We start from the raw sequence: 26,226 nt of genomic DNA on the forward strand, positions 1-26,226 counted from the left end.
ATGCTGCGCGTCGATCCACCTCCCCCAGCGGGGGAGGAATTGCGATCGCCGTCCTCCCGCTACGCAGGCGGGCAAAAGTCGGTCATGGTGCGGACCCAGCAAGGGAGACCGCCCATGGCCAGGCTCGTCTTTGGCATGAACCAGTCGCTGGACGGCTATGTCGACCACATGCGGTTCGCGCCCGATCCGGCGCTGTTCCAGCACTTCGTCGAGCAGGCGCGCGAGCAAACCGGCGCGATCTACGGGCGCGGTCTCTATGAGCTGATGCGCTACTGGGACGAAGACGACGGGGGCTGGAGCGCGGCGGAGCACGACTTCGCGCGGGCCTGGCGGGCGCAGCACAAGTGGGTGGTGTCGCGCTCGCTGACCGAGGTCGGGCCGAACGCAACCCTGGTCGGCGAGGACTTCGAGGCCGTGCTGCGCAAGGTGAAAGCCGAGTATCCGGGCGAGATCGAGGTCGGCGGCCCGGTGCTGGCCAAGAGCCTGGGCGAGCTCGGGCTGATCGACGCCTATCGGATCTATCTGCACCCGGTCGTGCTGGGCGACGGCAGTCCCTACTTCGTCGGCCCGCGGCCGCGGCTGCGCCTGGTGGCGCACGAGCGGATCGGGCCGGACGCGATCCGGTTGACCTACGTCCCGGCGTGACCAGTTAGGGTACGAAGGAGTGCGCCATGGCCTTTGACGGTTTCAAGCTCGAGCGGGTGAGCACCGGCGAGGCGGTGCTGCGGTTTCGGATCGGCGGTTCGGGGCCGCCGCTCCTGCTGCTGCACGGCTATCCGCAGACGCACATGATGTGGGGCCAGATCGCCGGCGAGCTGGCCAAGGACTTCACTGTGGTGGCCCCGGACCTGCGCGGCTACGGCGGCAGCTCGGGACCGCCGACGACGCCGGACCACGAGCCCTATTCGAAGCGGGCGATGGCGCGCGACGTCGTGGCGCTGATGAGAATCCTGGGGTTCGCGCGGTTCGACATGGTCGGCCACGACCGCGGCGGGCGCACCGCCTATCGGCTGGCGCTGGATACGCCGCAGGCGGTCCGCAAGCTGAGCATCCTCGACATCATCCCGACCGCCGACGTCTGGCGGTTGGCCGACCGGCGGTTCGCGCTGGGCTACTGGCACTGGAGCTTCCTGGCCCAGGCCCATCCGTTCCCCGAGCACTTCATCGCCGCCGACCCGGTGCATTTCGCCTTCCGCATCGCCCAGGGCGCGACCTATTTCGAGCCGGCCGCCTATGCCGACTATGTGCAGGCCCTGGCCGACCCGGCGGTGATCCATGCGATGTGCGAGGACTACCGCGCCGGGGCGACCTATGACGTCGCCGCCGACGAGGCCGACCGCGGGGTGAAGAAGATCGCGGCGCCGACCCAGGTGCTGTGGGGCGCCAAGGGGGCGGTCGGCCACTGGTACGATGTGCTGGAGGTCTGGCGGCCCTGGTGCGAGGACCTGCGCGGCCAGGCGATCGAGGGGGCCGGGCACTTCCTGGCCGAGGAGAAACCCGCCGAGACGCTGGCGGCGCTGCGGGGGTTTTTGCTTAGCGGGTGACGTGGCGGGGCGGCGGATGAAGAGCGCCGAGGAAGCCGGCGCCATTTGCATGCCGGGTCAGGCGGCGAGCGCCGCCGCCCTGCGGCGCCGAACGGCGACGCCGACAACGCCGAAGCCGGCGATCATCATCGCCCAGGTCGCCGGCTCGGGGACGGCGCTCGTCGGGGCGAAGGTGGCCAGGGTGTAACCCTGCTCCGACCAGGGGAATCCGTTTGGAACCCCGTAGCCGTCAGGGGGCATCCATCCTCCCGCGATTTCAGCGTAGAAGCCCCTTTCATCGGCGGCATGCGGAACCAGCACGCCCGCGAATTCTTCGTACGGGAAGAACGCCTGGAACTCGGAACTGGCGAGGATGGCGGCCAGCGCCTCGATGGCTTGCGCGCGCGTGTTGAAGGTAAGGTTTCCGTCGAAGGCGTCGCCGGTGAACGTGACATCGTACTTCGCACCGCCGATCGAAAGGTTGTGCAGGGTGACGCCGTCCAAGAGCGTGGCCGCGTTCGCCGAGGTCGAGGGGAACGCCAACATCATCGCGGCGAACGCCGCCGCGACCGTCGATTTCAATTTCTGCATAGGTTTCCTCCCTGGCGGGCCGCGCCCGGCTTTGTAGTGGCGCTCGGCGCCGGCGGCCGTGTCCCTGTCCGCATCAGTGGACCAGCACTGGCCCGCGCAGAAACTGCGAAAAGGCTCGGGGCGTCTCAGCGAAGCAGCCAATTGCCGCGATCTGTCTCATCCGACGGAAAATAGTTGGCCGGAGCCGGAAAGCTGGGCCATTCGATTCCGATGGAAAGAGTCATGAACGCGTCCGGAGGCGAGCTCGTGCTGGGCCAGCCCATCCCGCGCGTTCGCCACGCGCTCCTGCCGGGCGAGGCGCGGCTGGACTTTGCGCACCGCCTCGCGCAGTCCGTGGCGTTCGCCTTTTCCGTCGATCCGGCCCGGATGGCGGAACAGCCGGACTTCGCCTTTTCCGCCGACGCCTTCGTGCTGCCGGAAGCGGTCGTCTCGCGCTCGAAGCTGCGCGGCCGGATGACGCTGACGCGAGACGACGAGCTCATCGCCGCCACCGGCGCGGACCAGCTGTTCGTCTATGTGGTCGAGGACGGCGCGCTCGACGTGCAGCCGACGCGGTCCGGCCGGCGCCTGCGCGCCGGGGACATCCTCGTCCTCGACCTGGCGCATGCGGCCACGGTGACGGAGGCCGACTATGCGGCGATTATGATGGTCATGGCCCGTGGGGCGCTGCCCGAGCCCCTGCGCCACCTCGATCTTCACTGCGCGGAAATCCGCGGCGACCACCCGCTGGCCCGCGTGATCGCCAGCACGCTGGCCTGCCTCTGCGAGGACGCGCCGGAAATGACCCAGGCGCAGGGCTCGCTGGTGTTGCGCGCGGCGATAGAGATGCTGGGCATGGCGCTGACCGACGTCAGGCGCGCCCGGCACGCGCCACCGGCGCTCAAGGCCATGGCCGAGGCGCTGGTCGACGACCACCTGAGCGAACCGGCCTTGTCGCCGGCCTGGATCGCGGCGCGGCTCGACGTCTCGCGCGCCACCCTCTACCGCGCCTTCGCCCCGTACGGCGGCGTCACCCGCTTCATCAACGACCGGCGCCTGCAGAACGCCTGGATCCTGTTGACGTCGGACGACCATCTCCCGCTTGGCGAGATCGCCGCGCGCTGCGGCTATGTCGGCCGGACGCGGCTGTTCCAGGCCTTCAACGAGCGCTTCGCAATGCCGCCCGACGCCGTGCTCTCGGCTAGCGAGGACGACCGCGCCATGCTCCGGGAGCATGCCGCGCGCGCGATGATGGACGTGTGGGACCGGCGCACCGGCAGAGCCGTCGGCTGAGCCGGCGCTCTAGTCGGCTTCCAGCCAGTCCGGCTTTTCGGCGCGGGCGGGTTGGCCGTCGGCGGTGAGGGCGCCTTCGAGGCGGTCGAGGCGGACGAGGGCGATGGCGCGGGTTCCCTGGCCGGACAGCACTTCGCCGGCGCGGCGTTCGCCGCCCTGCAGGAGTTCGGCGCCGGCGGCGGGGGGCGGGCCGTCGAAGGCGAGCGGCAGCATGCGGTTCTTGATCTGGCCGCGGCGCTTCATGCGCGAGGTGGTTTCCTGGCCGATGAAGCAGCCCTTGTGGAAGTCGATGCCGTGCAGCAGGTCGAAGTTGGCCTCGATCGGGTAGGTCTGCTCGACGCCCCAGTCTGCGGGGCCTGGCACGCCGAGCGCCAAGCGGTGGGCGTCGTAGGCGGCTTCATCGGCGGTCGGCGCGGCCTCGAGGCCGTAGCCGCGCCAGCCGAGCGCGGCCAGCCGCGGGTCGGGCGCCCAGCCGTGACCGGGATCGTCGCCCCAGGCGGCGAGCACCGGGGTCTCGTCGGCGGCGATCTGCACCTTGGCGCGCAGGCGGTACATGGTCAGCCGCAGGATGAGAGCCTCGCGGCTGGCCCGTTCGACATCGAGGAAGGCGCCGTCGTCCCGTCCGACCACGAACAGATCGAACAAAAGCCGCCCCTGGGGGTTCAGGAGAGCGCCGAACCGCACCTCGCCGGGCGCGAGGGTCTCGACGTCCTGGGTGATGAGGCCGTGCAGGAAACTGCGCCAATCCTCGCCCGAGACGGCGATCAGGGCTCGGCTGGACAGGGCTGCGATCGGGGGCTGCGTCGACATGGAACAGGAGTTAAGGGCTGCGCGGGTGGAGCGCCAGCGTCAGGAGCCCTATAGAAGGACGATGGCGCACGGGTCCTTCCCGATTCTGTTCATCACCGCGACCCGGATCGGCGACGCGGTGCTGTCGTCCGGCCTGATCAAACGATTGCTGGACGAGGTTCCGAACGCGCGCTTCACGATCGTCGCCGGCAAGGCGGCCGCGCCGCTGTTCGCCGAGGTCCCGCATCTCGACCGCCTGATCGTGCTGGAGAAGGCCAAGAACGGCGGCCACTGGCTGAAGCTGTGGCGCGAGGTGCGGCATCGCAAATGGGGGCTGATCGTCGACCTGCGCGGTTCGGCGATCTCGCAGTTCCTGCGCCGCGAGCGGCGGGCGGTGTACAAGCGCGGCTCCGGCGGCGGGGTCCACAAGGTGATCGAGGCCGCGCGGCTGCTGAAGATCGAGGACGAGCCGCCGGCCCCGTACCTGTTCACCTCTGCGGCGACCGAGGCCTATGCCGACGAACTGACCGCCGGCAAGGGGCCGATCCTGGCCATGGCGCCGGCCGCCAACTGGGTCGGCAAGACCTGGCCGGCCGAACGCTTCGCGCAAGTTGCGATCCAGTTGCTGGGCGGGCCGATGGCCGGCGGGCGGTTGATGCTGCTGGGCGGACCGGACGACAGCCAGGCGGTCGCGGCGCTGCGCAACGTGGTCCCGCGCGAGCGGACCATCGACCTGGCCGGCAAGGTCGAACTGCTGGCCAGCTACGCATGCCTGAAGCGCGCCCAACTGTTCATCGGCAACGACAGCGGGCTGATGCACATGGCCGCTGCGGCCGGGACCCCGACCATCGGGCTGTTCGGCCCCTCGGACGACAAGCTCTATGGGCCGTGGGGCGAGAATACGCGGATCGTGCGCGGCATTCGCAGCCTGGACCAGATCCGCGAGGTTGACCCAGGGCTCTCGCAGGCGCTCTGTCACATGATGGACCTGCCGGTGGATTGGGTGACCAACGCCGCCCGGGACCTGCTCGCCCAAACCAGTTCCAAAGCCAGTTAAGCCCAGAGACGCAACATGCCCGAGACCTTCGACCTCATCGTGAGGGGCGGCGAGGTGGTGAACCATGCCGGCCGCGGCCTAGCCGACGTCGGCGTGCGGGCGGGCAAGATCGTCGAGATCGGCGACCTCAGCCAAGCCAGCGCCGGGCAGGTGTTCGACGCCAAGGGCCTGACCGTGTTGCCCGGCGTGATCGACACCCAGGTGCATTTCCGCGAGCCGGGCCTGGAGTGGAAGGAAGACCTGGAGACCGGATCGCGCGCCGCGGCGATGGGCGGGGTCGTGGCGGTGTTCGAGATGCCGAACACCGAGCCGACCACCACCGACCCGGACGCCCTGGCCGACAAGCTGCATCGCGCCGCCGGCCGGATGCACACCGACCACGCCTTCTATGTCGGCGGCACGCATGAGAACGCGCAGTTCCTGGGCGAGCTGGAGCGGCTGCCCGGCTGCTGCGGGATCAAGGTGTTCATGGGCGCCTCGACCGGCAGCCTGCTGGTGCAGGACGACGAGGGCATCGAGCAGGTGCTGCGCCATGTGAACCGCCGCGCGGCGTTCCACTCCGAGGACGAATACCGGCTGGCCGAGCGCCGGCCGCTGGCCCGCACCGGCGACTGGACCAGTCACGAGGAGGTGCGCGACGCCGCCTCGGCGCTCGAATCCACCCACCGGCTGGTGCGGATCGCCAAGGCGCTGGGCAAGCGCATCCACGTGCTGCACGTGACGACGCGCGAGGAAATCGAGTTCCTGGCGCTGCACAAGGACGTGGCCAGCGTCGAGGTCACGCCGCAGCACCTGACCCTGACCGCGCCGGAAGCCTATGAGCGGCTGAAGGGCTATGCCCAGATGAACCCGCCGATCCGCAACGCCTATCACCAGGCCGGGCTGTGGCACGGGATCGCGGCGGGGATCGCCGACGTGCTGGGCTCGGACCACGCGCCGCACACCAAGGACGAGAAGGCCCGGCCCTATCCGGCCTCGCCGTCGGGCATGCCGGGGGTGCAGACCCTGGTGCCGGTGATGCTGACCCACGTGAACGAGGGCCGCCTCAGCCTGGAGCGGTTCGTCGACCTGACCAGCCATGGCGCCAACCGGGTGTTCGGCATGGCCGACAAGGGCCGGCTGGCGGTCGGCTACGACGCCGACATCACCGTCGTCGACATGAAGGCCCGCCGCACGATCAAGCACGAGGACATGGCCACCCGCGTCGGCTGGACCCCGTTCGACGGCTTCGAGGCCAAGGGCTGGCCGACCGCGACGATCATCCGCGGCACGGTGGTGATGCGCGACGACGAGCTGGTCGCCCCGAGCATTGGTCAGCCGGTGCGCTTCGCCGAGACCCTGGGCGGGTAGGCATGCCGACGGCGCCGCCGGGCGAATGCGTGGTGCTGCTCCACGGGCTGGGGCGCAGCGCCGCCTCGATGGCCCCGATCGGCCGTGATCTGAGCCGGCGCGGCTATACGGTGGTCGCCCGCAGCTACCCTTCGACGCGGCTCAGCATCGAGGCTGCGGCGGCCGGCGTCGAGCAGGACATCGCCCGCTGCCGGCGGGCGCGGGCCACGCGCATCCATTTCGTGACCCACTCGCTCGGCGGGCTGCTGCTGCGCGGCTACTTCCAGGACCATGAGGTTCCCGAGGCCGGGCGGGCGGTGATGCTGGGGCCGCCCAACGGCGGCAGCGAGATCGCCGACGAGCTGAAGCACCATTGGTGGTTCCGGCGCGCGCTGGGCCCCGCCGGCCAGGCCCTGGGGACGCGCGAGCCGATGGCCTTCGCCCGGCCCTTGCCGCTGGAGGTCGGGGTGATCGCCGGCACCCGGAACTACGAGCCGTGGTTCGCCGGCTGCTTCGGCGGGCGGCCCAACGACGGCAAGGTGAGCGTTGCGAGCACACGGCTGCCGGAAATGGCCGATTTCCTGACGGTGCGGGCCGGCCACACCTTCATGGTCCGCTCGGGCCTGGTGCAGAACCAGGTCGCCGCCTTCCTGCAGGACGGCCGCTTTACGCCTTAGTTCCCGCAGGGCGCGAAGCTGCGGGCGCGAGGTTCGGGTCTCGGCAATACTTTCACCTTCATACTATCGTGAGTGGGAAGTAACCGGCGCACTCGCGCGCCGCAGGCTCGTCGCGGGGGAGTAGATGTCGCGATCGAACGCCGCCGAGTCGGGCGGCCCGAGTCTGACGCTCGTGCAGCGACTGGATGCGCGGGGCTTCCTGTCGCTCACCCTGCGCCATGGGGCGCCGAACCTGCTCACCCTCGGGCTCCACGGGTTCTGGGGGCGCAGCGCGATACGCCGGCGATTGTGGGCGGCCACGGACATGAACGGCGAGCCGCTGGACTATGGCGGACTGGGCATCGAGCTGCTGATCGGCGCGCTGGCCAAGCTGCTGGTCGTCGCCGCTGCGCTGGCCGCGGCCCTGGCGGCGGTGCAGGGGCTGGGCGTCTGGGGCGCGCCGGTGGCGCTGATCGCGGCGGCGAGCGTGGCGCTGTTCATGGGCTTCTGCCGCTTCGTGAGCTTCGTCTATCTGGCCACCCGCACCGAATGGCGCGGGCAGGTGTTCGAGGTCGACGGCTCGTCGGCCGCCTTCGCGCTGGGCGAGCTGCGCGACGCGGCGCTCATCGCGCTGACCCTTGGCTGGTGGCGGCCGGCGGCCGACCGCCGGCGGGACGCTTTGCTGTGGGGCGGCCTGCATCATCCGCATCGCCCGGCCGCCTATGACGCCGCCGCCGCCGCGCGCCGCCCGCTTTACAGCGCCTTTGCGATCGGCTGGTTCGCCAGCGTGATGATCGGATTGTTCGCAGGCGGGGTGGCGATGGGGCTGGCGGCCGGCTTCCTGCCGACCCCGGCGCTGGGGACCGTGCCGACCCTGGTCGAGCTGGCGGCGCTGGGCGCGCTGGCGCTCGGCCTGTGGCTGGCGCTGACGGTCGCCTGGGCGCCGTACCAGGCCGCGCGGCGCACGGCGGCGGCGGCGGGACTGGGGCTGGGGCTGCCGCTCTGCTGGCGGGCCTGGGCGCGGCTGCAGGCGGGCAACGCCGCCCTGCGCATCGTCTCGCTGGGCGCGCTGGCGCCCTATGCGGCGGCCCGCGAGAGCGCCTTCGTGTTCGCCCGGCTGGAAGAGGCGCGGCGGCGCTCGAAGCGGGCCAGGGCCGCCCGCCAGGCGGCCGCGGTGGCCTTCACGCCGGTCGAGATGAAGGCCGGGGCCTAGGCGCGGGCCGCCGATCTGTGAGTCTCGGCGCGCCTAAGGGTGGCCGCTTGGGGTGCCGCCGTCCTTGCATAGCCTGGGGCCCGATTGGATTTCCCAGCCCTTGACGTCCTCCATCGAGACTTCGCGGCCGTCGGCGTAGACGAGCGCCGCACCGGTCGCGCAGAAGCGCGTCGCGACCGGATCTTCCGGACACCGAGGCTCCTTCTCGGGAAGCAGCTGGCATTCCTGCGTCGTGGGCCCGGGGAGCGGCGGGCCGCCGCTGCACGAGGCGAGGATGAGGGCCGCCAGCAAAACAGCGCATCTCATGACGATCGAGCTTCCTCCCCGGACCCTTCTGAAACTCACCCGACCGGACGGCCGATGCAACTTGCGTTCCGCCGCTTTCCCCCTTGCGCCTCGCCCGCTAAGGCTATGCGCATCATGGACGCTAGAATCCGCCCCACAGACGCCCCGTTCCGCGACGCGCGCTATGCGCCGCCGCAGCTGGACATCGAGGAGAGGGGCGGCGGCGAGCTGATCCTGTCCAATCCGACCCCGTTCTCGGGCGAGTTCACCACCATGACCCAGGCGCTGGACCGCTGGGCACGCGAGGCGCCGGGGCGGACCTGGCTGGCCGAGCGGTCGGGCGAGGGCTGGCGGCGGACCAGTTTCGGCGAGGCGCGCGAGCAGGTGCGGGCGATCGCCGGCGGCTTGCGCGAACTGGGCGTGGTCGGGACGCGGCCGCTGCTGATCCTGGCGCGCAACGGCATCGACCATGGGCTGGTCGGCTACGCGGCGATGAGCCAGGGCATGCCGATCGCGCCGGTCTCGCCGCAGTACGGCCTGCCGGGCGCGAACCTGACGCGGCTGGCCCATGCGGTCGAGGTGCTGAACCCCGCGGCGGTCTACACCGAGGACGCCAGCCTGTTCTCCGAGGCGCTGGAGGCGCCGTTCCTGGCCGGGCTGCCGGTGATCGCGGGCAAGAACCCGCGGCCGGGCGACGTGCCGCTGGCGCGGCTGCTGAGCGCGGCCGGCGTCGAGGCCACCGCCCAGCCTGACGACCACGCCAAGTACCTGCTGACCTCCGGCTCGACCGGCCTGCCCAAGGCGGTGATCTGCCTGCATCGCGGCATCGCGCTGAACTCGGCGCAGATCGCCGCCTGCTACGCCGACGACGAGCCGCCGGTGATGGTCAACTCGGCCCCCTGGAGCCACAGCCTGGGGGCCAACTCGATCCTGCACATGGCGCTGCATCGCGGTGGAACGTTGCATATCGACGCCGGCCAGCCGGTGGCCGGGCGGTTCGGCGAGACGCTGCGCAACCTGAAAGAGGTGGCGACCACCTATCACAACATGGTCCCGGCCGGCTGGATGCTGCTGGCCGGCGAGCTGGAGCGCGACGAGGATCTGGCGCGGACCTTCTTCGAGCAGGTGCGGGTGCTGCAGTACGGCGGCGCGGCCCTGGGCCAGGACGCCTGCGACCGCATCCAGGCCGTCGCGGTGGCGAGCGTCGGCGAGAAGATCAGCTTCGCCTCGGGATATGGCGCGACCGAGACCGGGCCGACCGCCTGCAACGTCCACTGGCGCAACGACCGCATGGGGCTGATCGGCCTGCCGGTGCCGGGCACTTCGGTCAAGCTGACCCCGGCGGCGGGCAAGCTGGAATTCCGGGTGAAGGGGCCGCAGGTCTCGCCCGGCTATCTGGGACGCCCGGAGCTGTCGGCGCAGAGCTACGACGCCGACGGCTTCTACCTGCTGGGCGATGCGGCGCGGTTCGTGGACGAGGCCAGCCCGAAGGCGGGCCTGGCCTTCGACGGGCGCATCTCGGAGAACTTCAAGCTGGCCAGCGGCACCTTCGTCACGGTCGGCGACCTGCGGGTGAGGGCGGTCTCGGCGGTGGGCGACGCGGTCACCGACGCGGTGGTCTGCGGCGAGGGCCGCGAGGCGGTCGGGCTGCTGTTCTATCCGAACCCGAACATGGACCGCGCGGCGATCGAGGCGGCGGTTCGGGCCGGGATCGAGCGCTTCAACGCCGGGGCCAAGGGCTCGGGCGGCAAGGTGGCCCGGGCCCTGGTGCTGGCCACGCCGCCGGACGCCAACGCCGGCGAGATCACCGACAAGGGCTATATCGCCCAGCCCGTCGCCCGCGCGCTGCGGGCGTCCGAGGCCGAACGACTGTTTTCCGATGCTGCTGATGTGATGGTGTTCTGATGAACGGCGCCGACGCCCTGATTACCACCCTCGTCGAAAACGAGGTCACCGCCTGCTTCGCCAATCCCGGTACCAGCGAGATGCAGTTCGTCGCCGCGCTGGACCGTGAGCCGAAGATGCGGCCGGTGCTGTGCCTGTTCGAAGGCGTGGCGACGGGGGCGGCGGACGGCTATGGCCGCATCGCCGAAAAGCCGGCCTGCACCCTGCTGCACCTGGGTCCCGGCTACGGCAACGGGCTGGCGAACCTGCACAATGCGCGGCGGGCGTTCACCCCGGTGGTCAACGTGATCGGCGACCACGCCACCTATCACCGCCAGTACGACGCGCCGCTGAACTCGGACATCCCGACCATCGTCGGCCCCAACTCGCTGTGGGTGAAGTCGGCCGACAGCCCCGACACCGTCGCTGAGCTGACCGCCGAGGCGGTGACCGCCAGCTACGGCCCGCCGGGCGGACCGGTCAGCCTGATCCTGCCGGCCGACTCGGCCTGGCTGGAGACCGCCAAGGGCGCGGTGAAGGCGAGCGTCCCGACCCGCGCGGCCCCGGCCGGCGGCGTGGTCGAGGACGTCGCCAGGAAGGTCCGCGCGGCGGCGAAACCCGTCGTGCTGCTGGGCGGGCAGGGGACCAGCGCCAAGGCCCTGGAACAGGCCGCGCGCCTGCAGGCCGCCGGCGTGCGGGTGATGGCCGACACCTTCTGCGCGCGCCAGCCGCGCGGGGCCGGCGTCTTCCAGCCGGCGCGGATGCAGTATTTCGGCGAGGCGGCGCTGGCCGACCTCGAAGGCACGGACCTGATGGTGTTCGTCGGCACCGTGACGCCGGTGGCGTTCTTCGCCTATCCCGACCGCCCCAGCGTGCTGGTCCCGGAAGGCTGCGAGACCATGACCCTGGCGCAGCGTTCGGAAGACGCGGTCGCCGGCCTGGCGGCGCTGGCCGACGCTTTGGGCGCGCCGGCGAGCGGCCCGGCCCAGCCCTACAAGGTGGCGGGCGCCGCCCCGACCGGGCCGCTGACCCCGCAGTCGGCGGGCGTGTCGGTGGCGCGCCACCTGCCGGAAGGCGCGATCATCTGCGATGACTCGGTGACCTCGGGCGGCGGCATCGCCGTGCCCTGCGCCACCGCCAAGGCGCACGACGTGCTGGCCCTGACCGGCGGGGCGATCGGCATCGGCGGCCCGCTGGCGATCGGGGCGGCGGTCGCCGCGCCGGACCGCAAGATCGTCTCGCTGAACGGCGACGGCTCGGCGATGTACACGGTGCAGTCGCTATGGACGATGGCGCGCGAGAACCAGGACGTGACGGTGGTGGTGTTCGCCAACCACTCCTACCGCATCCTCAACATCGAGATGGGCCGCACCGGCTCGGGCAATCCGGGCCCGTCGGCCAGCAAGCTGCTGGACCTGGGCGATCCGAAGATCGACTGGGTGTCGCTGGCCAAGGGCCTGGGCGTGCCGGCGGTGCGCTGCGAGACGGCCGAAGAGTTCGACGCCGCCTTCGCCAAGGCCATGGCCGAGCCGGGGCCGAAGTTCATCGAAGCGGCGATCTGAGCCGGGCGACGGAGGCTCCCCCTCCGGGGGGGCTTGACCTCAAGTGTGGTCCAGAGCCGAAGAGTCCGCCTATGTGCTGGACCGCGATGTCGGCTTTCGCGAAAGGCGCCACCTCAAGACCCGTCGTCGCCGGGCGCCGGGCGCACGGCCGCCCTGGAGTCGGCGCCCGGCGACGACGGGTCAGAGGCCGCGACCTTGTTCGCGCGTCTTCCACAGGGACCAGCCGATGCCCGCGAAAAGCAACGCCGCAGTAATGGCCAGCGAGACCGGCGCGGGAAATTTCTCCCAGCCCATCATCTCGGCGAAGAACACCTTGCCGCCGATGAACACCAAAAGCGCCGCCAGCGCATGCTTCAGGTAGGCGAAGCGCGCCACCACCGCCGCCAGGGCGAAATAAAGGGCGCGCAGCCCAAGGATGGCGAAAATGTTTGAGGTGTAGACGATATAGGGATCGGTGGTGATTGAGAAGATCGCAGGCACCGAGTCGACCGCGAACACGACGTCGGCCAGTTCGACCATGATCAGCGCCATGAAGAGTGGCGTGGCGAACCAGACTAGTTTTCCCGTCCGGCCAGGCTGTTTCACGAAAAAGCGCGAGCCGTGAAGTTCGGGAGTGACCCGGATGTGGCGCACCAGCCAGCGGTAGACCGGGTTGTCATGAGGATCCTCTGGCGCCTTGTCGGCAAAGAACATCTTTGCGCCCATCACAACCAGGAAGGCCGCGAAGATGAACAGCATCCACTCAAAGCTGGCCACCAGGGCCGCGCCGAACCCGATCATCACGCCGCGCAGGACGATTACGCCCAGGACGCCCCAGAACAGCACCCGGTGCTGATAGGCTCGCGGCACGGCGAACGCCGCGAAGATGGTCGCGATGACGAATATGTTGTCTAGCGCCAGGCTCTTCTCGATCAGAAAGCCAGTGATGTACTCAATGCCGGACTCGCGGCCCAGCTGATGCCAGACCCAGCCTCCGAAGGCCAAGCCGAGACTGAGATAGCCGGCTGATAGGAACAGACTCTCTCGCACCCCGATTTCGTGCTGGTCCCGGTGCAGAATCCCCAAATCCAGGGCGAGCAGAGCGATGACAAGGCCGGCGAACGCCAGCCACATCCACAAGGGCTGACCGAGGACGGCCGCCGTAAGCATGTCCATGATGTGAGCTCCCGAGGGCGCGGGCGGCGCATTCGGCGCCGCCCGGCAAGGCTAGTGACGCGAGCGTACGGGAATGGGCGCCAGCGCCAGTTTGGCGCGGCCCATCGCGCGTCGACGCTCATCGCGGTCCTGCAGCAAGGCGCTTGCGTCGGCTCGATGCGAAGGCTCCTGCCGGATGCTGCAGATCAGGCGTAGAAGCCGACGATAGCGGTGGCGCAGGCGCCAGATTTGGATGTTTGTCATGTGCTCCTCCTGGTTGGAGGCGCGCCCGGAAACCGTCAGGCAAGCGGGAATAGCAACGGACCCCAGGGCGCACCTGTGCGGTCCGACATCACGATCGCCGTTGATCGTCAGAGGGGCCCGGTACCGCGCGTTTCAGATTGGTGCGCCATGCAGGTTTCGCAAGAGACCTCAGAGCGAAGGCGACAAGGCGTATTTCAGCCGGTCCTAACCAAGACGGCGCAAACTCTCGCGCACCGAGTGAACGTTCGCTGCCCCCTTCTCAGTCCTACAGGTGAGGGCCCCGCAGAGTTGGCTCAGTTTCCGGAGTCGTCCCGATCCTGGTGGACGAGCAGCTTGCGGTTCATGCCGTCACTGTAGGTGATCGCGCCGTCGCCGCGTTCGGCAAAACTCAGACCCAGCCGGTCGTCGGCGACGAAGTCGTCGATCACAGACCAACCAGCCGCGCCCTCCGCGATGGCCACGTAACGGCTCTTGCCTGCCCGCGGAATTTCGAAGACGAGCACGCGCCATTCGCGCTGACCCGTCGACGCCCTGGCCTGTAGCGACCGCGAGCCATAGCCCGGGAACTTCAACTCCAGGACGGCGGAGAACGCTTCCTCACGATCGGCGAACCGCTTGGGCAAGCGCGCCTGGGTCATCAGGCGCTCGACGTGTGCGTTTTCAGTTGGATCGATATTGTTCGGATCCTGCTGGTAGTCCTCATAGGAGGACGAGTAGTCGCGCGACAGGCGCACAACCTCGCCATCGTAAATCACCGATCGCCCGTCGTCGCTTATCTCCACGCGCGGAGATCGCTCGGGCGACGCGGCTTCGGCGAGACCCGCAGAGGCGCCGATCGCCAACGCGCCCAATACAATCTTGAGGAGGCCCCGCATCACGCGAGACTAGAGGTGGAGGTTGCGGACGACAACGCCTGCCTTGGGGGGAGGCGCGGTCCCGCTACGTCTCGTCGCCGCCGCTGATCCAGCTTCCCCGACGGGAGGAGGCAAGGGCGTTCGGGGTGCTGCTTGCTGCAACTGCGAACAGGTCTGCGCCAGCCGCGGCAGGGGATTTCCGCCGCTCGGCTATGATCCGCCCAGCTTCACATTTTTCATCACAATCGGAAATATTGCGTCGCACCATTGATTTTGTGTGCGTCGCAGCATAGATAGGCTTCAGCATTTGGAGGCGATCATGCTGTTTGCTGAATACGAAAACGTCGAAGGCCAGCTGGCTTTCTACCGCGCGGTCAACGCGTTCGTGAGCAAGGTCGTGGCGCGCCTGCGCGGCGACGCCGAGCACCTGCTCTCGCACGCCTAGGGCGCGCCCCCCGAACTGACGAGAAAGGCCCGCGGAGCGATCCGCGGGCCTTTTCGTTTGGGCTTTCCCGCCGTGTCATCCCGGTTTCGGCGCAGCCGAAGACCGGGACCCATTCGCGCCCGGGTTCGTCGAGTTGGCGAGGCGCGAGCCATTTGCTGAACCATCCGGTGTTCATGGATCCCGGTCTTGCTTCGCAAACCGGGATGACAGGGGAGGGGATGACACCCTTGGGGCGAGGTGACAGAGCTTGGGCATGAAGACGCTCATCGATCCGCGCAATGCGCTGAGCCAGGGGCTGGAGGCGCTGCGCGTCCGCTTCAAGGTCCCGGAAGGATTTCCGCCGGAGGTGGTGGCGGCGGCGCAGGTCGCGGCGCAGCGGGCGCCGAGCGAGCATGTCGACCGCACCGAGCGGCCGTTCGTGACCCTGGACCCGGCGAGCTCCACCGACCTCGACCAGGCGTTCGCGATCGAGGCCAGCGGCGCGGACCTGCTGCTGCACTACGCCATAGCCGACGTGTCGTGGTTCGTGCGCGACGGCGACTTGCTGGACGTCGAGGCCTGGAAGCGCGGGGCGACGCTCTACCTGCCGGACGGCAAGGCCAGCCTTTATCCGCGCGAACTGAGCGAAGGCGCCGCCAGTCTGCTGCCGAGCGGGCCGCGGCCGGCGGTGGTGTTCACGGTGCGGGTCGACCCGGACGGCGAGGCGAGCCTGGACGGGGCCGAGCGGGCGATCATCCGCAGCGTCGCCAAGCTGGGCTATGAGCAGGTGACGGCCGCTGAGCTGCCGGCCGGGTTCGCCGAACTGGCCGAGCGGGTGCGCGCGGCCGAGGCGCGGCGCGGAGCCTCGCGGGTCGATCCGCCGGAGCAGGAGGTTGCGCGGCTGGACGACGGGCGGCTGCAGTTACGGTTCCGGCCGCGGACGCAGGCCGAGGACCAGAACGCGGCGCTGTCGCTGGCGACCAACCTGGCGATCGCCCAGGTGCTGCTGGCCCATCGCACGGGCCTGTTCCGGGTGATGCCCGAACCCGACGCGCGGGCTGTGGGGCGGCTGCGCCAGACCGCGCGGGCGTTCGGCCTGGAATGGCCCGAGATGGCCAGCCTGGCGCAATACGAACTGACGCTCGACCCGGGCGAGGCCAAGCAGGCGGCGTTCATGATGGCGATCCGGCGGGCCAGCACGGCGGCCTCCTACGTACCCTACACGCCGGGCGAGATCCCCTGGCACGCGGCGATGGCGGCGACCTATGCGCATGCGACCGCGCCGCTGCGCCGGCTGGCCGACCGCTATGTGGTCGACACCGTGCTGGCGATCGCCAACGGCCGGCCGGCGCCGGCCGCCGCGACCCTGGCCTTCGCCAAACTGCCCAAGGTGATGGCGCGGGCCGACAACCAGGCCGGCCAGATCGACCGCGTGGTGATCGACTTGGCCGAGGCCGCGATGCTGCAGGGGCAGATTGGCGAGGCCTTCGAGGCGGTGGTCACCGACATCGACGAGCGCGGCGCGCGAATGCAGCTGTGCGAGCTGCCGGTGGTGGCGCGGGTGACCGCCCACAAGGTCGAGGTCGGCGAGCGGCTGGTCGTGCGGCTGACCGCCGCCGACCCGGCCCAGGGGACGGCGCAGTTCGAGCGGGTGGCCTAGGCCCAATACCGCTCATCCCGGCGAAAGCTGCTGATCGAGAGCTACGCCAAGGCGCGGGCGGGGGCGACCAACCACGAGGCTCCGGATTCTCAGTGGGGCTAGCGTCCAACGCTGCGGCCAAAGAAAAAGGCCCGGGGTCGCCCCCGGGCCTTTCGCTTTGGTTTGGTCGGCCGGGCTTAGGTGTTGCCCGGCAGCTTGCACTGGCCCGAGAAGGCGCAGCCAATGGCTTCGACCGGCTTCAGGTCGGCGGTGTACTCAAGCACGTAGCCCTTCAGGCCGTCCGAGCAGGCGACTTCCATGTAGGTCGTGCCCTTGGCGGACTTGCCGATGATGCGGGCGTTGGACACCGTGCAGGAGTCCTTGCCGGCCGCCTTCAGGTCGGCGGTAACGGCGCTGTAGCTGCCCGTGTCGAGCTTGGTGAACGAGCAGCGGTAGCCGGCGATCGGCGCGCGGGCGCAGTCATAGACGACCGGCTTGTCGTTCGGGCCGCCGAACACGCCGACGCCGCCGTCCGGACGGTTCGAACAGGCCATCTCGACGATGTCCTTGTTGTTGGCGCTCGGGAACGGCGCGTACTTGGAGACGTCGCAGTTGAAGCCCGCGGCCTTGGCCAGCTTGGTGTAGAGGCCGTTCTGCTCGGTGACCGCTTCCTTGGTGTCGGTCAGGGTGCAGCCGCCCATGACGCCCTGCGCCTTGGCGCAGTCGTAGGTCTGGGTCAGTTTGCCGGCGTCGACGCGGTAGAGGTAGCCCTTGCCGTCGGCGCAGGCGGCTTCGAAGAACGACGAGCCGGTCTGGGACATGCCCATGTACCGCTTGTCCTTCACGGTGCAGCCGTTGTTGGCCTGGGCCGCGAAGGCGTCGATCACCGCCAGGCGCTGTTCCTTGGTGCGCAGGGTGCAGGAGATGTTCGACTGGCCGCCGTCATAGAGCATGCAGTCGGTGGCCTCGACCGGCTTGGCCGCATCGATCGGCGCGCTGGTCTTCAGGACGTAGCCCTGGGCCGAGCCCTGGCAGGCGACTTCGAGATAGGTGGCGGTGGCGCTTTGGCCGATGCCGCGGGCGGCCTCGGGGGTGCACTGCACCTTGCCGGCGGCGAGCACGCCGGCCAGGTCGGCCTTCGGATCGGCGTTGCCGGGCAGCTTGCAGGCCAGGTTCGAGGGCTTGCCGTCCGGACCCGGGGTGCCCGCTTCGATACAGGTGAACGAGGTGGTCGCGCCGCCCTCGACCGCCGACAGCACGAAGCCGACGCCCTGGTCGCAGTCGATCTCGTAATAGGTGGTGTTGGTCTTGGTCTTCTTGTCGCTGGTCTTGCCGACGAACAGCGCGTCGGTGACGTTGCAGGAAATGCCAGCGGCCTTGGCGAGGGCCGGAGCCTCGGCCATCCCCTGGGTGCGCGCCTTATCCGAGATCTCGGCGGCTTTCTTGCCTTGCGAGACGGCCGCCGGCGCCAAGGCCAGCAAGGCCAAGGTGGCGGCCAGCCCCGTGATGAATGGCCTCATGGTTGAAAAACTCCTGGGTGGTTCCCTATTGCGCGGACATAAGCCCCCACAGCGCCAGTGGGTCAAGTTCGTCGTGAACGACGTCTGAACCGGGCCGCGGTTGCATTTGCCCTGACCAGTTATGCGGTCAAAAATGGGGCGGAGAACGAGGGGCACGGCTTTGCGCGACGGATTCGAAGAGACGCAGGAACAGGCGGCGAGGGCGCGGCTGAGCTATCCGTTCGTCGAGGGGCCCGAGCTGGGCGAAGCGGTGGACGTCGCGCCGGGGGTGAAGTGGCTGCGGATGCCGCTAGGCGGCTCGCTGGCCTTCATCAACGTCTGGGCGATCGAGGACGGCGAGGGCTGGGCGATCGTCGACACCGGCATGGGCGGATCGGACACCCAGCAGACCTGGCGCAAGGCGTTCGCCGGCGCGCTGGGCGGCAAGCCGGTCACGCGGGTGTTCGTCACCCACATGCACCCCGACCACATCGGCATGGCCGGCTGGCTGACCCGCAAGTTCCAGTGCCGGCTGTGGATCAGCCGGCTGGAGTTCCTGATGTGCCGCTCGCTGGCGGCCGACACCGGCCGCGAGGCGCCGGCCGAGGCGCTGGACTTCTACCGCGCGGCCGGCTGGGACGACGATGCGCTGGAGGACTACCGCGCCCGCTTCGGCGGCTTCGGCAAGGGGCTGCACGCGCTGCCCGACACCTTCCGGCGACTGTCCGACGGCCAGGTGGTGGAGATCGGCGGGCGGCCCTGGGAGGTGGTGGTCGGATCCGGCCATTCCCCTGAGCATGTCTGCCTCTGGCAGAAGGACCTGAAGCTGTTCATCAGCGGCGACCAGGTGCTGCCGAAGATCTCCTCGAACGTCTCGGTGTTCCCGACCGAGCCGGACGGCGACCCGCTGACCGAGTGGCTGACCACCCTGGCGGCGATCAAGGACCGGGTGGACGACGAGGTGCTGGTGCTGCCGGCGCACAACGAGCCGTTCTATGGCCTGCACGCGCGCATCGACCACCTGATCGGCGGCCATGAGCGCGGGCTGGCGCGGCTGCGCAAGCTGATCGCCGAACCGAAGCGGGCGGTCGACGTGTTCTCGGTGCTGTTCCGCCGCAAGATCGACCAGCGGGTGCTGGGCATGGCCACCGGCGAGAGCCTGGCGCACCTCAACTGTCTGATGACCCGCGGCGAGGCGACCGCGCAAGCCGACGAGGCCGGGGTGATCTGGTACCGGGCGGCGTAGGGCGGCCTTACGGTGTCATCCCGGAAAGCGCGCGGCGCTTGTCCGGCATCCATTCGCGCCGGAGTGGGCGAATGGGGCGCGGCAGAGCCGAGTTCTGATCTATCCGGTGTTCATGGGGCCCGGTCTTCGGCTGCGCCGAAACCGGGATGACACAGGAAAAATAGCGCTTCGATCCTTGCCCTGCGCCGCGTTAGCATACGGCGTAAGTCTAGGAGCGCATTTCAATGTCCGACCATATTCTGATCGAGAAGTCCGGCGGGGTCCTGACCCTGACCATGAACCGTCCCGACAAGAAGAACGCCCTGACCCGGGCGATGTACCAGGCGCTGGGCGACGCCATCGATCAGGCCGAGTTCGACAAGGACGTGCGCTGCGTCCTGATCCAGGCCAACGGCGACATGTTCACCGCCGGCAACGACATCAGCGACTTCGCGGCGGTCAACGCCGGCGAGTCGTCGGCCAACGAGGCGCGGCGCGGCGGCAACCCGCTGCTGGCGGCGCTGGCGCGGGCCAAGACCCCGCTGATCGCGGCGGTGAACGGCCGTGCGGTGGGCGTGGGCACCACCATGCTGCTGCACTGCGACCTGGTCTATGTGGCCGAGAACGCGCTGCTGACCACGCCGTTCGTGAACCTGGCGCTGGTGCCGGAGGCGGCCTCCAGCATCACCCTGCCGAGCCGCATCGGCCATGCGCGGGCGTTTGCGATGTTCGTGCTGGGCGAGGCGGTCGACGCCAAGAAGGCGGTCGATTGGGGTATCGCCAACGAGGTCGTGCCGCTGGACCAGCTGCGCGCCCGGGCCCGCGCCGCCGCCGAGGCCGTCGCCGCCCGCCCGCCGGCCGCGGTGGTGATCACCAAGGCGCTGATGCGCGACGAGACGGCCCTGTCTCAGCGCATGGACGAGGAGGGGACGCACTTCGCCGCCCAGCTGAAGTCCGCCGAGGCCAAGGAGGCGTTCGCCGCCTTCGCCGAGAAGCGCGTTCCCGACTTCAGCAAGGTGTCCTGACCCATGATCCGCTCCCGCTTCGGCGCCTTCACCCCCGCCCGCGTGGTGGCCGGTGACCACGATCTCTCCGGCCGCAACGTCATCGTCACCGGCGGGGCGAGCGGCATCGGCTACGAGACGGCCAAGGCGCTGGCCGCGGCGGGGGCGGACGTCATGCTGGCGGTCCGCGACCGTTCGGCCGGCGAGAAGGCGGCCGTGGCCATCAACGAGGCGATCGGGGCCGACAATGTCGTGGCCGGGACGCTGGACCTGGCCAGCCTGGCGAGCGTCGGCTCGTTCGTCGACGCCTGGGGCGACCAGCCGCTGGACATCCTGATCAACAACGCCGGGGTGATGGCCACGCCCCTGCTGCGGACCGCCGAGGACCTGGAGCTGCAGATCGGCACCAACCACTTCGGCCACTTCGTGCTGGCGGTGGGGCTGACGCGGGCGCTGCTGAACGCCGCCGAGGACGAGCGCACGGCGCGGGTGGTGGCGCTGTCCTCGATCGGCCACCGGCGCAGCGACATCCATTGGGACGACCCCAACTATCTGAGCCGGCCCTACGACAAGTGGGAGGCCTATGGGCAGTCGAAGACCGCCAACTCGCTGTTCGCGGTCGGCTACAACGCCCGCTTCGAGGAGCACGGCATCACCGCCAACGCGGTGATGCCGGGCGGCATCATGACTCCGCTGCAGCGCTACCTTCCCAAGGAGGAGATGGTGGCGATGGGCTGGATGGACGAGGAGGGCAATGTCCGCGAGGGCTTCAAGACCCCCGAGCAGGGCGCCTCGACCAGCGTCTGGGCCGCGGTCGGCGAGGAGCTGGAGGGGATCGGCGGGCTCTACCTGGAGGACTGCGCCGAGGCGCCGCCCTGGAACAAGGACAACCCGATGAAGGGCGTGATGCCCTACGCCATCGATCCTGACGCCGCCGACCGGCTGTGGGCGCTGTCGGAAGAGATCACGGGAGTGACGGCATGAGCCTGAACGGCAAGACGCTCTTCATCACCGGGGCCAGCCGCGGCATCGGCCTGGCCATCGCGCTGCGGGCCGCCAGGGACGGGGCGAACATCGCCATCGCCGCCAAGACCGCCGAGCCGCACAAGCACCTGCCAGGCACGATCTACACCGCCGCCGAGGAGATCGAGAAGGCCGGCGGCAAGGCGCTGCCGCTGATCGTCGACGTCCGCGACGAGGCCAGCGTCTATGAGGCGGTCGAGAAGACCGCCGCTGCGTTTGGCGGGATCGACGTCTGCGTCAATAACGCCTCGGCCATCCAGCTCACCGGCACCCTGGCCACTGACATGAAGCGCTACGACCTGATGAACCAGGTCAATGCGCGCGGCACGTACCTGACGTCGAAGGCCTGCATCCCGCACCTGAAGAAGGCGGCCAATCCGCACGTGCTTATGCTGTCGCCCCCGCTGGACATGAGTCCCAAGTGGTTCCAGGGGCACGTGGCCTACACCATGGCCAAGTTCGGCATGAGCATGTGCGTGCTGGGAATGGCCGAGGAGTTCCGCGAGGACGGGATCGCCTTCAACGCCCTGTGGCCGCGCACCGGCATCGCCACGGCTGCGATCCAATTCGCGCTGGCCGGCGAGGAGGGTATGAAGGCCTGCCGCACGCCGGAGATCATGGCCGATGCTGCCCATGCGATCTTCGAGAAGCCGAGCCGCGAGTTCACCGGCAACTTCCTGATCGACGACAGCTTCCTCTACGCGGAGGGCGAGCGGGACTTCGACAAGTACCGGGTCGATCCGACCGCGCGGCTGATGCCGGACTTCTTCGTGCCCGAGAGCAGCAAGCCGCCGCCGGGCGTGGTGGTGGGGTGACGCAATTGCGTTGCCTATGGGGGAACTAGGTTCAGCGCTTCTTCCCGACCTTGGCGCGCATCGCCGCGTCGAGGGCCCGCGTGGCCCAGGCGGTCAATTCGTCGGGGTCTTCGAGGGCTTCGAGCGGCAGCGTCCAGTAGCTCATCGCCTTGTCGCCGCCGAACGGCTTGAAGGGCTCGCAGCCGGCGGCCTCGAAGTCGGGGACGCTGACCGCGTCCGCCTTGAAGTAGAGCACGTCGTCGGCGATGAGGGCGAAGAACAGCTCATGGCGCGAGAGGCCGACGCCGCCGAACATCCGGCGGTGAGTGATCCCGCCGAGGGACGTGAGCTGCTCGAGCACGTAGTCGAGGAAGTCGGGAGAGACGGGCATGGGCCAGGAGAAGACCGCCGCGGCGGCCAAGGTGCAAGTGCGGCCGGCGAGCCCGGCGGACGCCAGCCTGATCTACGGCTTCATCCGCGGCCTGGCCGAGTACGAAAAGCTGCTGCACGAGGTCGAGGCGACGCAGGCCGATGTCGAGGCGGCGCTGTTCGGGGAGACCCCGCGGGCGTTCTGCGACATCGCCGAGGCCGACGGGACGCCGGTCGGCTTTGCGCTGTGGTTCTACAACTATTCGACCTTCCGCGGCCGGCACGGGATCTATCTGGAGGACCTGTTCGTGGTCCCGCAGGCGCGGGGCCTCGGGGCGGGCAAGGCGCTGCTGCGGCGGCTGGCGCAGCGTTGCCAGGACGAGGGGCTGGCGCGGCTGGAGTGGTCGGTGCTGGACTGGAACGCGCCGTCGATCGCGTTCTACGACTCGCTGGGGGCCAGCGCGCAGACCGAGTGGATCGTGCGGCGGCTGACGGACGGGCCGCTGAAGGCGCTGGCGGAGAGCTAGAGCTTCAGGCCGAATCTTGGGCCGAGCCAGGTCATCGCGAAGTAGAGGCCGATGGTCAGGATGCAGCCGATGGCGAGGGCCGGCCAGAAGGTCACGCCGCGGCGCAGCAGCGCGGGAATCAGCAGGAACATCGGCAGCGAGGGCAGCACGAACCAGAAGGTGCCTTCGGCGTGGGCGGCCATCCGCTGGACGTCGTGGGTATCGCGCCACAGCCACATCATGCCGAGGATGGACACGAGCGGCAGGGAGGCGACCAGGGCGCCGAAGCCGGGGCTGCGCTTGGCGATCTCGGACACCGCCGCGATGATTGCGCCCGACAGCAGCGCCTTGATGATCAGATAGCCCACGCCCGAACTCCCCCCAGTTCTCGAGGCGTTAGGCGCCAGCCTGCAGCCTCAGTTCGCCGCGAGCTTGCCGGATGATCGACGTGGCGGTCGAGAGGAACAGGCTGGCCATGATCGCGGCGACCGCCAGGTCGGCCCATTTCGTGGCCGTGTAGGCGACGATGCCGGCGGCGCAGAGCACGGCGACATTGCCGATGGCGTCGTTGCGCGAGCAGAGCCAGACCGAGCGGACATTGGCGTCGCCGTCGCGGAAGCGCAGCAGCAGCAGGGCGGAGATGACGTTGGCGCTGAGCGCCAGGGCACCGACCCAGCCCATGGTCACCGCGTCGGGCGCGCCGTCGACGAAGGTGCGCCAGAGCGCGGCGGCCAGGACGTAGACGCCCATCAGGGCGAGACTGACGCCCTTGACCAGGGCCGCCTTCGATCGGAACGCCAGGCTTTGAGAGAGGGCGAACAGCGACAGGCCGTAGGTGGCCGCGTCGCCGGCGAAGTCGAGGGCGTCGGCCTGTAGGGCCATGGAGCCGGCCAACTGGCCCTGGACCACCTCGAGGCCGAACATGCCGGCGTTCAAGGCCAGCACGATCCAGACGGCGCGGCGGAAGGCGGGAGAGCCGTTCTCGACGGCGGCGGCGGTGGCTTCGCAGCCGCAGCCGGCGGTGGCGCAGGCGGCCCCTTCGGGGGCGGGCGGCGGCGCCTTGCGGTGGACGATCTCGTAGGTCATGCCTAAGTGATGGATCCTATAGTCACTATAGGAGCAAGCGGCGAATGACGGGCGACCTTTCGATCGGCGAACTTTCGCGCCGGGCTGGCGTGAAAGTGACCACCATCCGCTTCTACGAAGGCGCCGGGCTGATGCCCAAGCCGCCGCGCAGCGAGGGCGACCGGCGGCTCTATGACGATGGGCACGTGCGGCGGCTGAGCTTCATCCGGCACGCCCGCGAGCTGGGCTTCGAGATGGACGACCTGCGCACGCTGCTGGAGCTCAGCGACAGTCCGGACGGGTCGTGCGGGCCGGTCGACGAGATCGCCGGCCGGCACCTGGCCGCGGTCGAGGCGAAGATCGCCAAGCTGACAGCGCTGAAGGGCGAGCTGGCGCGGATGCTGAAGAGCTGCAGGCATGGGGCGGTGGCCGAGTGCCGGGTGATCGAGGCGCTGGCCGACCATTCGCACTGCGGCGGTGAGCACTAAGCGGCCTTCAGGGGTGTCATCCCGGTTTGCGAAGCAAGACCGGGCCCCATTCGCGCTGGGCTGGCTGAATGGGGCGGGGCCATGCGCTGTCTGAAGGATCGGGTGTTCATGGGGCCCGGTCTTCGGCTGCGCCGAAGCCGGGATGACACGTGAGGTCGCGCGTTAGCCAGCCTCGGCGATCGCTAGCCGCAGGTTGGTCTCCAGCAGTTCGTCGGCCAGCGGGCCGTCGGGGACGGCTCTGGCCAGCATCAGGGCGCCGGCCATGCGGGTGACGACGCCCAGGGCGCGGGCGCGGCGGTCCGGGGTGTCGGGGAGGCGGGCCTCCACCGAGGCGATCATCTGCTCGACGCCGCCGGCGAAGGCGGCCTTCACATCGTCTGATCCACGGCCGGCGTCGCCGCCGAGCGCGGCGGCGGGGCAGCTCCTGCCCGGGGCCTTGCGGGCGGCCTGAGAGAGGTAGTGGGTCAGCATCTCGGCCAGGTCGCGGGCGCGTTCGCGGTGGCCGGCCATGGCGGCGAAGGCGCTTTCCAGCGCCAGGGCGGCCAGGGCGTCCTTGGACGCGAAGTGGTTGTAGAAGCCGCCGTGGGTGAAGCCGGCCGCCTTGGAGAGGTCGCCGACGCTGACCCCGTCGAAGCCGCGCTCGCGGAACAGGGTCGAGGCCGCCCCGACGATGCGTTCGCGGTTTTCCTGCGCCTGCGCCTTGCTGATCTTCATCGGCCTGCCTCTTGACGTCTCTGCGGACTCAATGATGATAATCATCATTATTGAAGTCAAGGAGCCGGCCCATGCCGCTATGGAAGATTTATCACCCGGTGGGAGCGTTCAGCCTGGAGGACAAGAAGGGGTTGTCGGAGGCGATCACCGCGCTCTACGCCCGCGGCCTGCCGAAGTTCTATGTCGGGGTGGTGTTCCAGGAAGTGGCCGCCGACTCGTTCTTCATCGGCGGCGAGAGCGTCGACAATTTCGTGCGGATCTGGATCGACCACATCGCCCGGACCATGCCGACGGCGGAGATCCGCGCGAAGTTCATCGAGATGGTCGATGTGGCGCTGGCCCCCTATGTGCGCGACCGGGGGCTGAACTGGGAGTACCACATCGACGAGACGTCGTATGAGCTGTGGTCGATCCAGGGCTACCGGCCGCCCTTGCCGGGGACTGAGGACGAGATCCGCTGGCGGGCGGAAAACAAGCCGAGCCCGGTGGGGCCGCGGGAGGTGGCGTGACCCCGCCACCGCTCGTCCCGGCGAAGGCCGGGATCCAAGCGGGGTATCCGTTGCGCTCAGATCGCCAAGCAAAGCGCGGCCGCTGACCCGGCTTGGGCCCCGGCCTTCGCCGGGGTGAGCGGCGAGATGTTCAGACCGAGATGTCGATGATCATCGGCTTGGCCGGTTCGCCGCGCTTGGCGGCTTCGGCGGCCTCGGTATTGAGGGCCTGTTCCATGGCCTCCTTCACCAGACGGGCGACCTCGCTGTCGATGGTCGCCGGGTCGGCGTCGGGGTTCGCTGAGCGGACCTCGGCTTCGATCTTTTCCTTCAGCTTTTCGAGCTTCTGCTCCTGGGCCCAGGCGTAGATGCCCTTTTCGCGAATCTCGTCGAGGACGGCGCGCTGGCTGGACTTGGCGAGCTCGGCTTTGCGCGCAGCTTCGGCCGCCGCGGAGGGTTTTGCCGAGTCGGTTTTGCCGAGCTGGCCGATCTTGCTCAGCGTGTCGGTGGCGAAAAGGCCGTCTACGAGGTTTGAACTGCCGACTTGCATGCGGAGGCTCCTTGACTGGGCTATG

General features: G+C 69.4%; 28 protein-coding genes. 18 read left to right on the forward strand and 10 right to left on the reverse strand.

Going from position 1 to position 26,226, the window contains the following annotated elements; genetic code table 11:
• The first annotated feature begins 114 nt into the window (after positions 1-114).
• Entirely contained in the window at positions 115-645 is a 531-nt protein-coding gene (locus tag O4N75_RS05295) for a dihydrofolate reductase family protein (RefSeq protein ID WP_269628307.1), read from the forward strand.
• A gap of 26 nt (positions 646-671) precedes the next feature.
• Complete coding sequence (locus O4N75_RS05300; RefSeq protein WP_269628308.1) at positions 672-1,544, forward strand: alpha/beta hydrolase; 873 nt, start codon at positions 672-674, stop codon at positions 1,542-1,544.
• Between the two features lie 57 nt (positions 1,545-1,601).
• On the opposite strand, the gene O4N75_RS05305 is transcribed toward O4N75_RS05300, so the two are convergent.
• Positions 1,602-2,255, reverse strand: a complete 654-nt coding sequence (locus O4N75_RS05305) for a PEPxxWA-CTERM sorting domain-containing protein (protein WP_269628309.1) — start codon at positions 2,253-2,255, stop codon at positions 1,602-1,604.
• 81 nt (positions 2,256-2,336) lie between these two features.
• Between O4N75_RS05305 and O4N75_RS05310 the strand changes: the two genes are divergently transcribed.
• Positions 2,337-3,386: a helix-turn-helix domain-containing protein gene (locus tag O4N75_RS05310; RefSeq protein ID WP_269628311.1), complete on the forward strand. Its 1,050-nt coding sequence runs from the start codon at positions 2,337-2,339 to the stop codon at positions 3,384-3,386.
• 9 nt (positions 3,387-3,395) lie between these two features.
• Here the strand turns inward: O4N75_RS05310 and O4N75_RS05315 are convergent, their stop codons facing one another.
• The gene (locus tag O4N75_RS05315) at positions 3,396-4,196 is read right to left on the reverse strand and encodes a folate-binding protein YgfZ (RefSeq protein WP_269628313.1); all 801 of its coding nucleotides are present in this window, start codon (positions 4,194-4,196) and stop codon (positions 3,396-3,398) included.
• Positions 4,197-4,257: 61 nt separating this feature from the next.
• Here O4N75_RS05315 and O4N75_RS05320 point away from each other — a divergent pair, with 61 nt between their 5' ends.
• The 6 genes from O4N75_RS05320 (at position 4,258) to O4N75_RS05345 (ending at position 12,161) form a co-directional block, all read left to right on the forward strand.
• Positions 4,258-5,232, forward strand: coding sequence for a glycosyltransferase family 9 protein (locus tag O4N75_RS05320; protein ID WP_269628315.1), 975 nt, complete (start codon positions 4,258-4,260; stop codon positions 5,230-5,232).
• Positions 5,233-5,247: 15 nt separating this feature from the next.
• Positions 5,248-6,582: a dihydroorotase gene (locus tag O4N75_RS05325; protein ID WP_269628316.1), complete on the forward strand. Its 1,335-nt coding sequence runs from the start codon at positions 5,248-5,250 to the stop codon at positions 6,580-6,582.
• A 2-nt stretch (positions 6,583-6,584) separates the two neighbouring features.
• The gene (locus tag O4N75_RS05330) at positions 6,585-7,238 is read left to right on the forward strand and encodes an alpha/beta fold hydrolase (protein WP_269628317.1); all 654 of its coding nucleotides are present in this window, start codon (positions 6,585-6,587) and stop codon (positions 7,236-7,238) included.
• A gap of 124 nt (positions 7,239-7,362) precedes the next feature.
• The gene (locus O4N75_RS05335; protein WP_269628318.1) at positions 7,363-8,430 is read left to right on the forward strand and encodes a DUF898 family protein; all 1,068 of its coding nucleotides are present in this window, start codon (positions 7,363-7,365) and stop codon (positions 8,428-8,430) included.
• Positions 8,431-8,850: 420 nt separating this feature from the next.
• The gene (locus O4N75_RS05340; protein ID WP_269628319.1) at positions 8,851-10,620 is read left to right on the forward strand and encodes a feruloyl-CoA synthase; all 1,770 of its coding nucleotides are present in this window, start codon (positions 8,851-8,853) and stop codon (positions 10,618-10,620) included.
• Complete coding sequence (locus O4N75_RS05345; protein WP_269628320.1) at positions 10,620-12,161, forward strand: acetolactate synthase large subunit; 1,542 nt, start codon at positions 10,620-10,622, stop codon at positions 12,159-12,161. The genes O4N75_RS05340 and O4N75_RS05345 overlap by 1 nt, the downstream gene beginning before the upstream one ends.
• Before the next feature lie 180 nt (positions 12,162-12,341).
• Here O4N75_RS05345 and O4N75_RS05350 read toward each other — a convergent pair whose 3' ends face one another.
• Both O4N75_RS05350 and O4N75_RS05355 read right to left on the reverse strand, forming a co-directional pair.
• Entirely contained in the window at positions 12,342-13,316 is a 975-nt protein-coding gene (locus tag O4N75_RS05350) for a TerC family protein (RefSeq protein ID WP_269628321.1), read from the reverse strand.
• A 536-nt stretch (positions 13,317-13,852) separates the two neighbouring features.
• Positions 13,853-14,434 (reverse strand): hypothetical protein, encoded by a 582-nt coding sequence (locus O4N75_RS05355; RefSeq protein ID WP_269628322.1) that lies wholly within the window; start codon positions 14,432-14,434, stop codon positions 13,853-13,855.
• 298 nt (positions 14,435-14,732) lie between these two features.
• Between O4N75_RS05355 and O4N75_RS05360 the strand changes: the two genes are divergently transcribed.
• The gene (locus tag O4N75_RS05360) at positions 14,733-14,858 is read left to right on the forward strand and encodes a hypothetical protein (RefSeq protein WP_269628323.1); all 126 of its coding nucleotides are present in this window, start codon (positions 14,733-14,735) and stop codon (positions 14,856-14,858) included.
• A gap of 253 nt (positions 14,859-15,111) precedes the next feature.
• Entirely contained in the window at positions 15,112-16,497 is a 1,386-nt protein-coding gene (locus O4N75_RS05365; RefSeq protein ID WP_269628324.1) for an RNB domain-containing ribonuclease, read from the forward strand.
• A gap of 176 nt (positions 16,498-16,673) precedes the next feature.
• On the opposite strand, the gene O4N75_RS05370 is transcribed toward O4N75_RS05365, so the two are convergent.
• A complete protein-coding gene (locus O4N75_RS05370; RefSeq protein ID WP_269628325.1) occupies positions 16,674-17,996 on the reverse strand; it encodes a hypothetical protein in 1,323 nt (440 codons plus the stop codon).
• A 160-nt stretch (positions 17,997-18,156) separates the two neighbouring features.
• On the opposite strand from O4N75_RS05370, the gene O4N75_RS05375 reads away from it, so the two are divergent.
• The 4 genes from O4N75_RS05375 to O4N75_RS05390 all read left to right on the forward strand — a co-directional run bounded on the left by O4N75_RS05375 (position 18,157) and on the right by O4N75_RS05390 (position 22,042).
• Positions 18,157-19,221, forward strand: coding sequence for an MBL fold metallo-hydrolase (locus O4N75_RS05375; RefSeq protein ID WP_269628326.1), 1,065 nt, complete (start codon positions 18,157-18,159; stop codon positions 19,219-19,221).
• Between the two features lie 224 nt (positions 19,222-19,445).
• Positions 19,446-20,225, forward strand: coding sequence for an enoyl-CoA hydratase-related protein (locus O4N75_RS05380; protein WP_269628327.1), 780 nt, complete (start codon positions 19,446-19,448; stop codon positions 20,223-20,225).
• Positions 20,226-20,228: 3 nt separating this feature from the next.
• The gene (locus O4N75_RS05385) at positions 20,229-21,188 is read left to right on the forward strand and encodes an oxidoreductase (protein ID WP_267230620.1); all 960 of its coding nucleotides are present in this window, start codon (positions 20,229-20,231) and stop codon (positions 21,186-21,188) included.
• The gene (locus O4N75_RS05390) at positions 21,185-22,042 is read left to right on the forward strand and encodes an NAD(P)-dependent oxidoreductase (RefSeq protein WP_269628328.1); all 858 of its coding nucleotides are present in this window, start codon (positions 21,185-21,187) and stop codon (positions 22,040-22,042) included. Before O4N75_RS05385 ends, O4N75_RS05390 begins: the two co-directional genes overlap by 4 nt.
• Before the next feature lie 31 nt (positions 22,043-22,073).
• On the opposite strand, the gene O4N75_RS05395 is transcribed toward O4N75_RS05390, so the two are convergent.
• The gene (locus O4N75_RS05395) at positions 22,074-22,412 is read right to left on the reverse strand and encodes a TfoX/Sxy family protein (protein ID WP_269628330.1); all 339 of its coding nucleotides are present in this window, start codon (positions 22,410-22,412) and stop codon (positions 22,074-22,076) included.
• Here O4N75_RS05395 and O4N75_RS05400 point away from each other — a divergent pair.
• The gene (locus O4N75_RS05400; protein WP_269628331.1) at positions 22,411-22,917 is read left to right on the forward strand and encodes a GNAT family N-acetyltransferase; all 507 of its coding nucleotides are present in this window, start codon (positions 22,411-22,413) and stop codon (positions 22,915-22,917) included. The genes O4N75_RS05395 and O4N75_RS05400 overlap by 2 nt on opposite strands.
• Here the strand turns inward: O4N75_RS05400 and O4N75_RS05405 are convergent.
• Positions 22,914-23,264 (reverse strand): DUF3147 family protein, encoded by a 351-nt coding sequence (locus O4N75_RS05405; protein WP_269628332.1) that lies wholly within the window; start codon positions 23,262-23,264, stop codon positions 22,914-22,916. The genes O4N75_RS05400 and O4N75_RS05405 overlap by 4 nt on opposite strands.
• A 28-nt stretch (positions 23,265-23,292) precedes the next feature.
• Positions 23,293-23,982, reverse strand: a complete 690-nt coding sequence (locus O4N75_RS05410) for a cation transporter (RefSeq protein ID WP_269628334.1) — start codon at positions 23,980-23,982, stop codon at positions 23,293-23,295.
• A gap of 44 nt (positions 23,983-24,026) precedes the next feature.
• Between O4N75_RS05410 and O4N75_RS05415 the strand changes: the two genes are divergently transcribed.
• Positions 24,027-24,449: a helix-turn-helix domain-containing protein gene (locus tag O4N75_RS05415; protein WP_269628336.1), complete on the forward strand. Its 423-nt coding sequence runs from the start codon at positions 24,027-24,029 to the stop codon at positions 24,447-24,449.
• Positions 24,450-24,611: 162 nt separating this feature from the next.
• On the opposite strand, the gene O4N75_RS05420 is transcribed toward O4N75_RS05415, so the two are convergent.
• Positions 24,612-25,163 carry a TetR family transcriptional regulator gene (locus O4N75_RS05420; protein ID WP_269628337.1) on the reverse strand — a complete coding sequence of 184 codons (552 nt, stop codon included), beginning with the start codon at positions 25,161-25,163 and terminating at the stop codon, positions 24,612-24,614.
• A 71-nt stretch (positions 25,164-25,234) separates the two neighbouring features.
• Between O4N75_RS05420 and O4N75_RS05425 the strand changes: the two genes are divergently transcribed.
• Complete coding sequence (locus O4N75_RS05425; RefSeq protein WP_269628338.1) at positions 25,235-25,672, forward strand: tautomerase family protein; 438 nt, start codon at positions 25,235-25,237, stop codon at positions 25,670-25,672.
• A gap of 130 nt (positions 25,673-25,802) precedes the next feature.
• Here the strand turns inward: O4N75_RS05425 and O4N75_RS05430 are convergent, their stop codons facing one another.
• A complete protein-coding gene (locus tag O4N75_RS05430; RefSeq protein WP_269628339.1) occupies positions 25,803-26,201 on the reverse strand; it encodes a hypothetical protein in 399 nt (132 codons plus the stop codon).
• Between the last annotated feature and the right edge of the window lie 25 nt (positions 26,202-26,226).

This window comes from Phenylobacterium sp. NIBR 498073, from assembly GCF_027286305.1.
GTDB lineage: Bacteria > Pseudomonadota > Alphaproteobacteria > Caulobacterales > Caulobacteraceae > Phenylobacterium.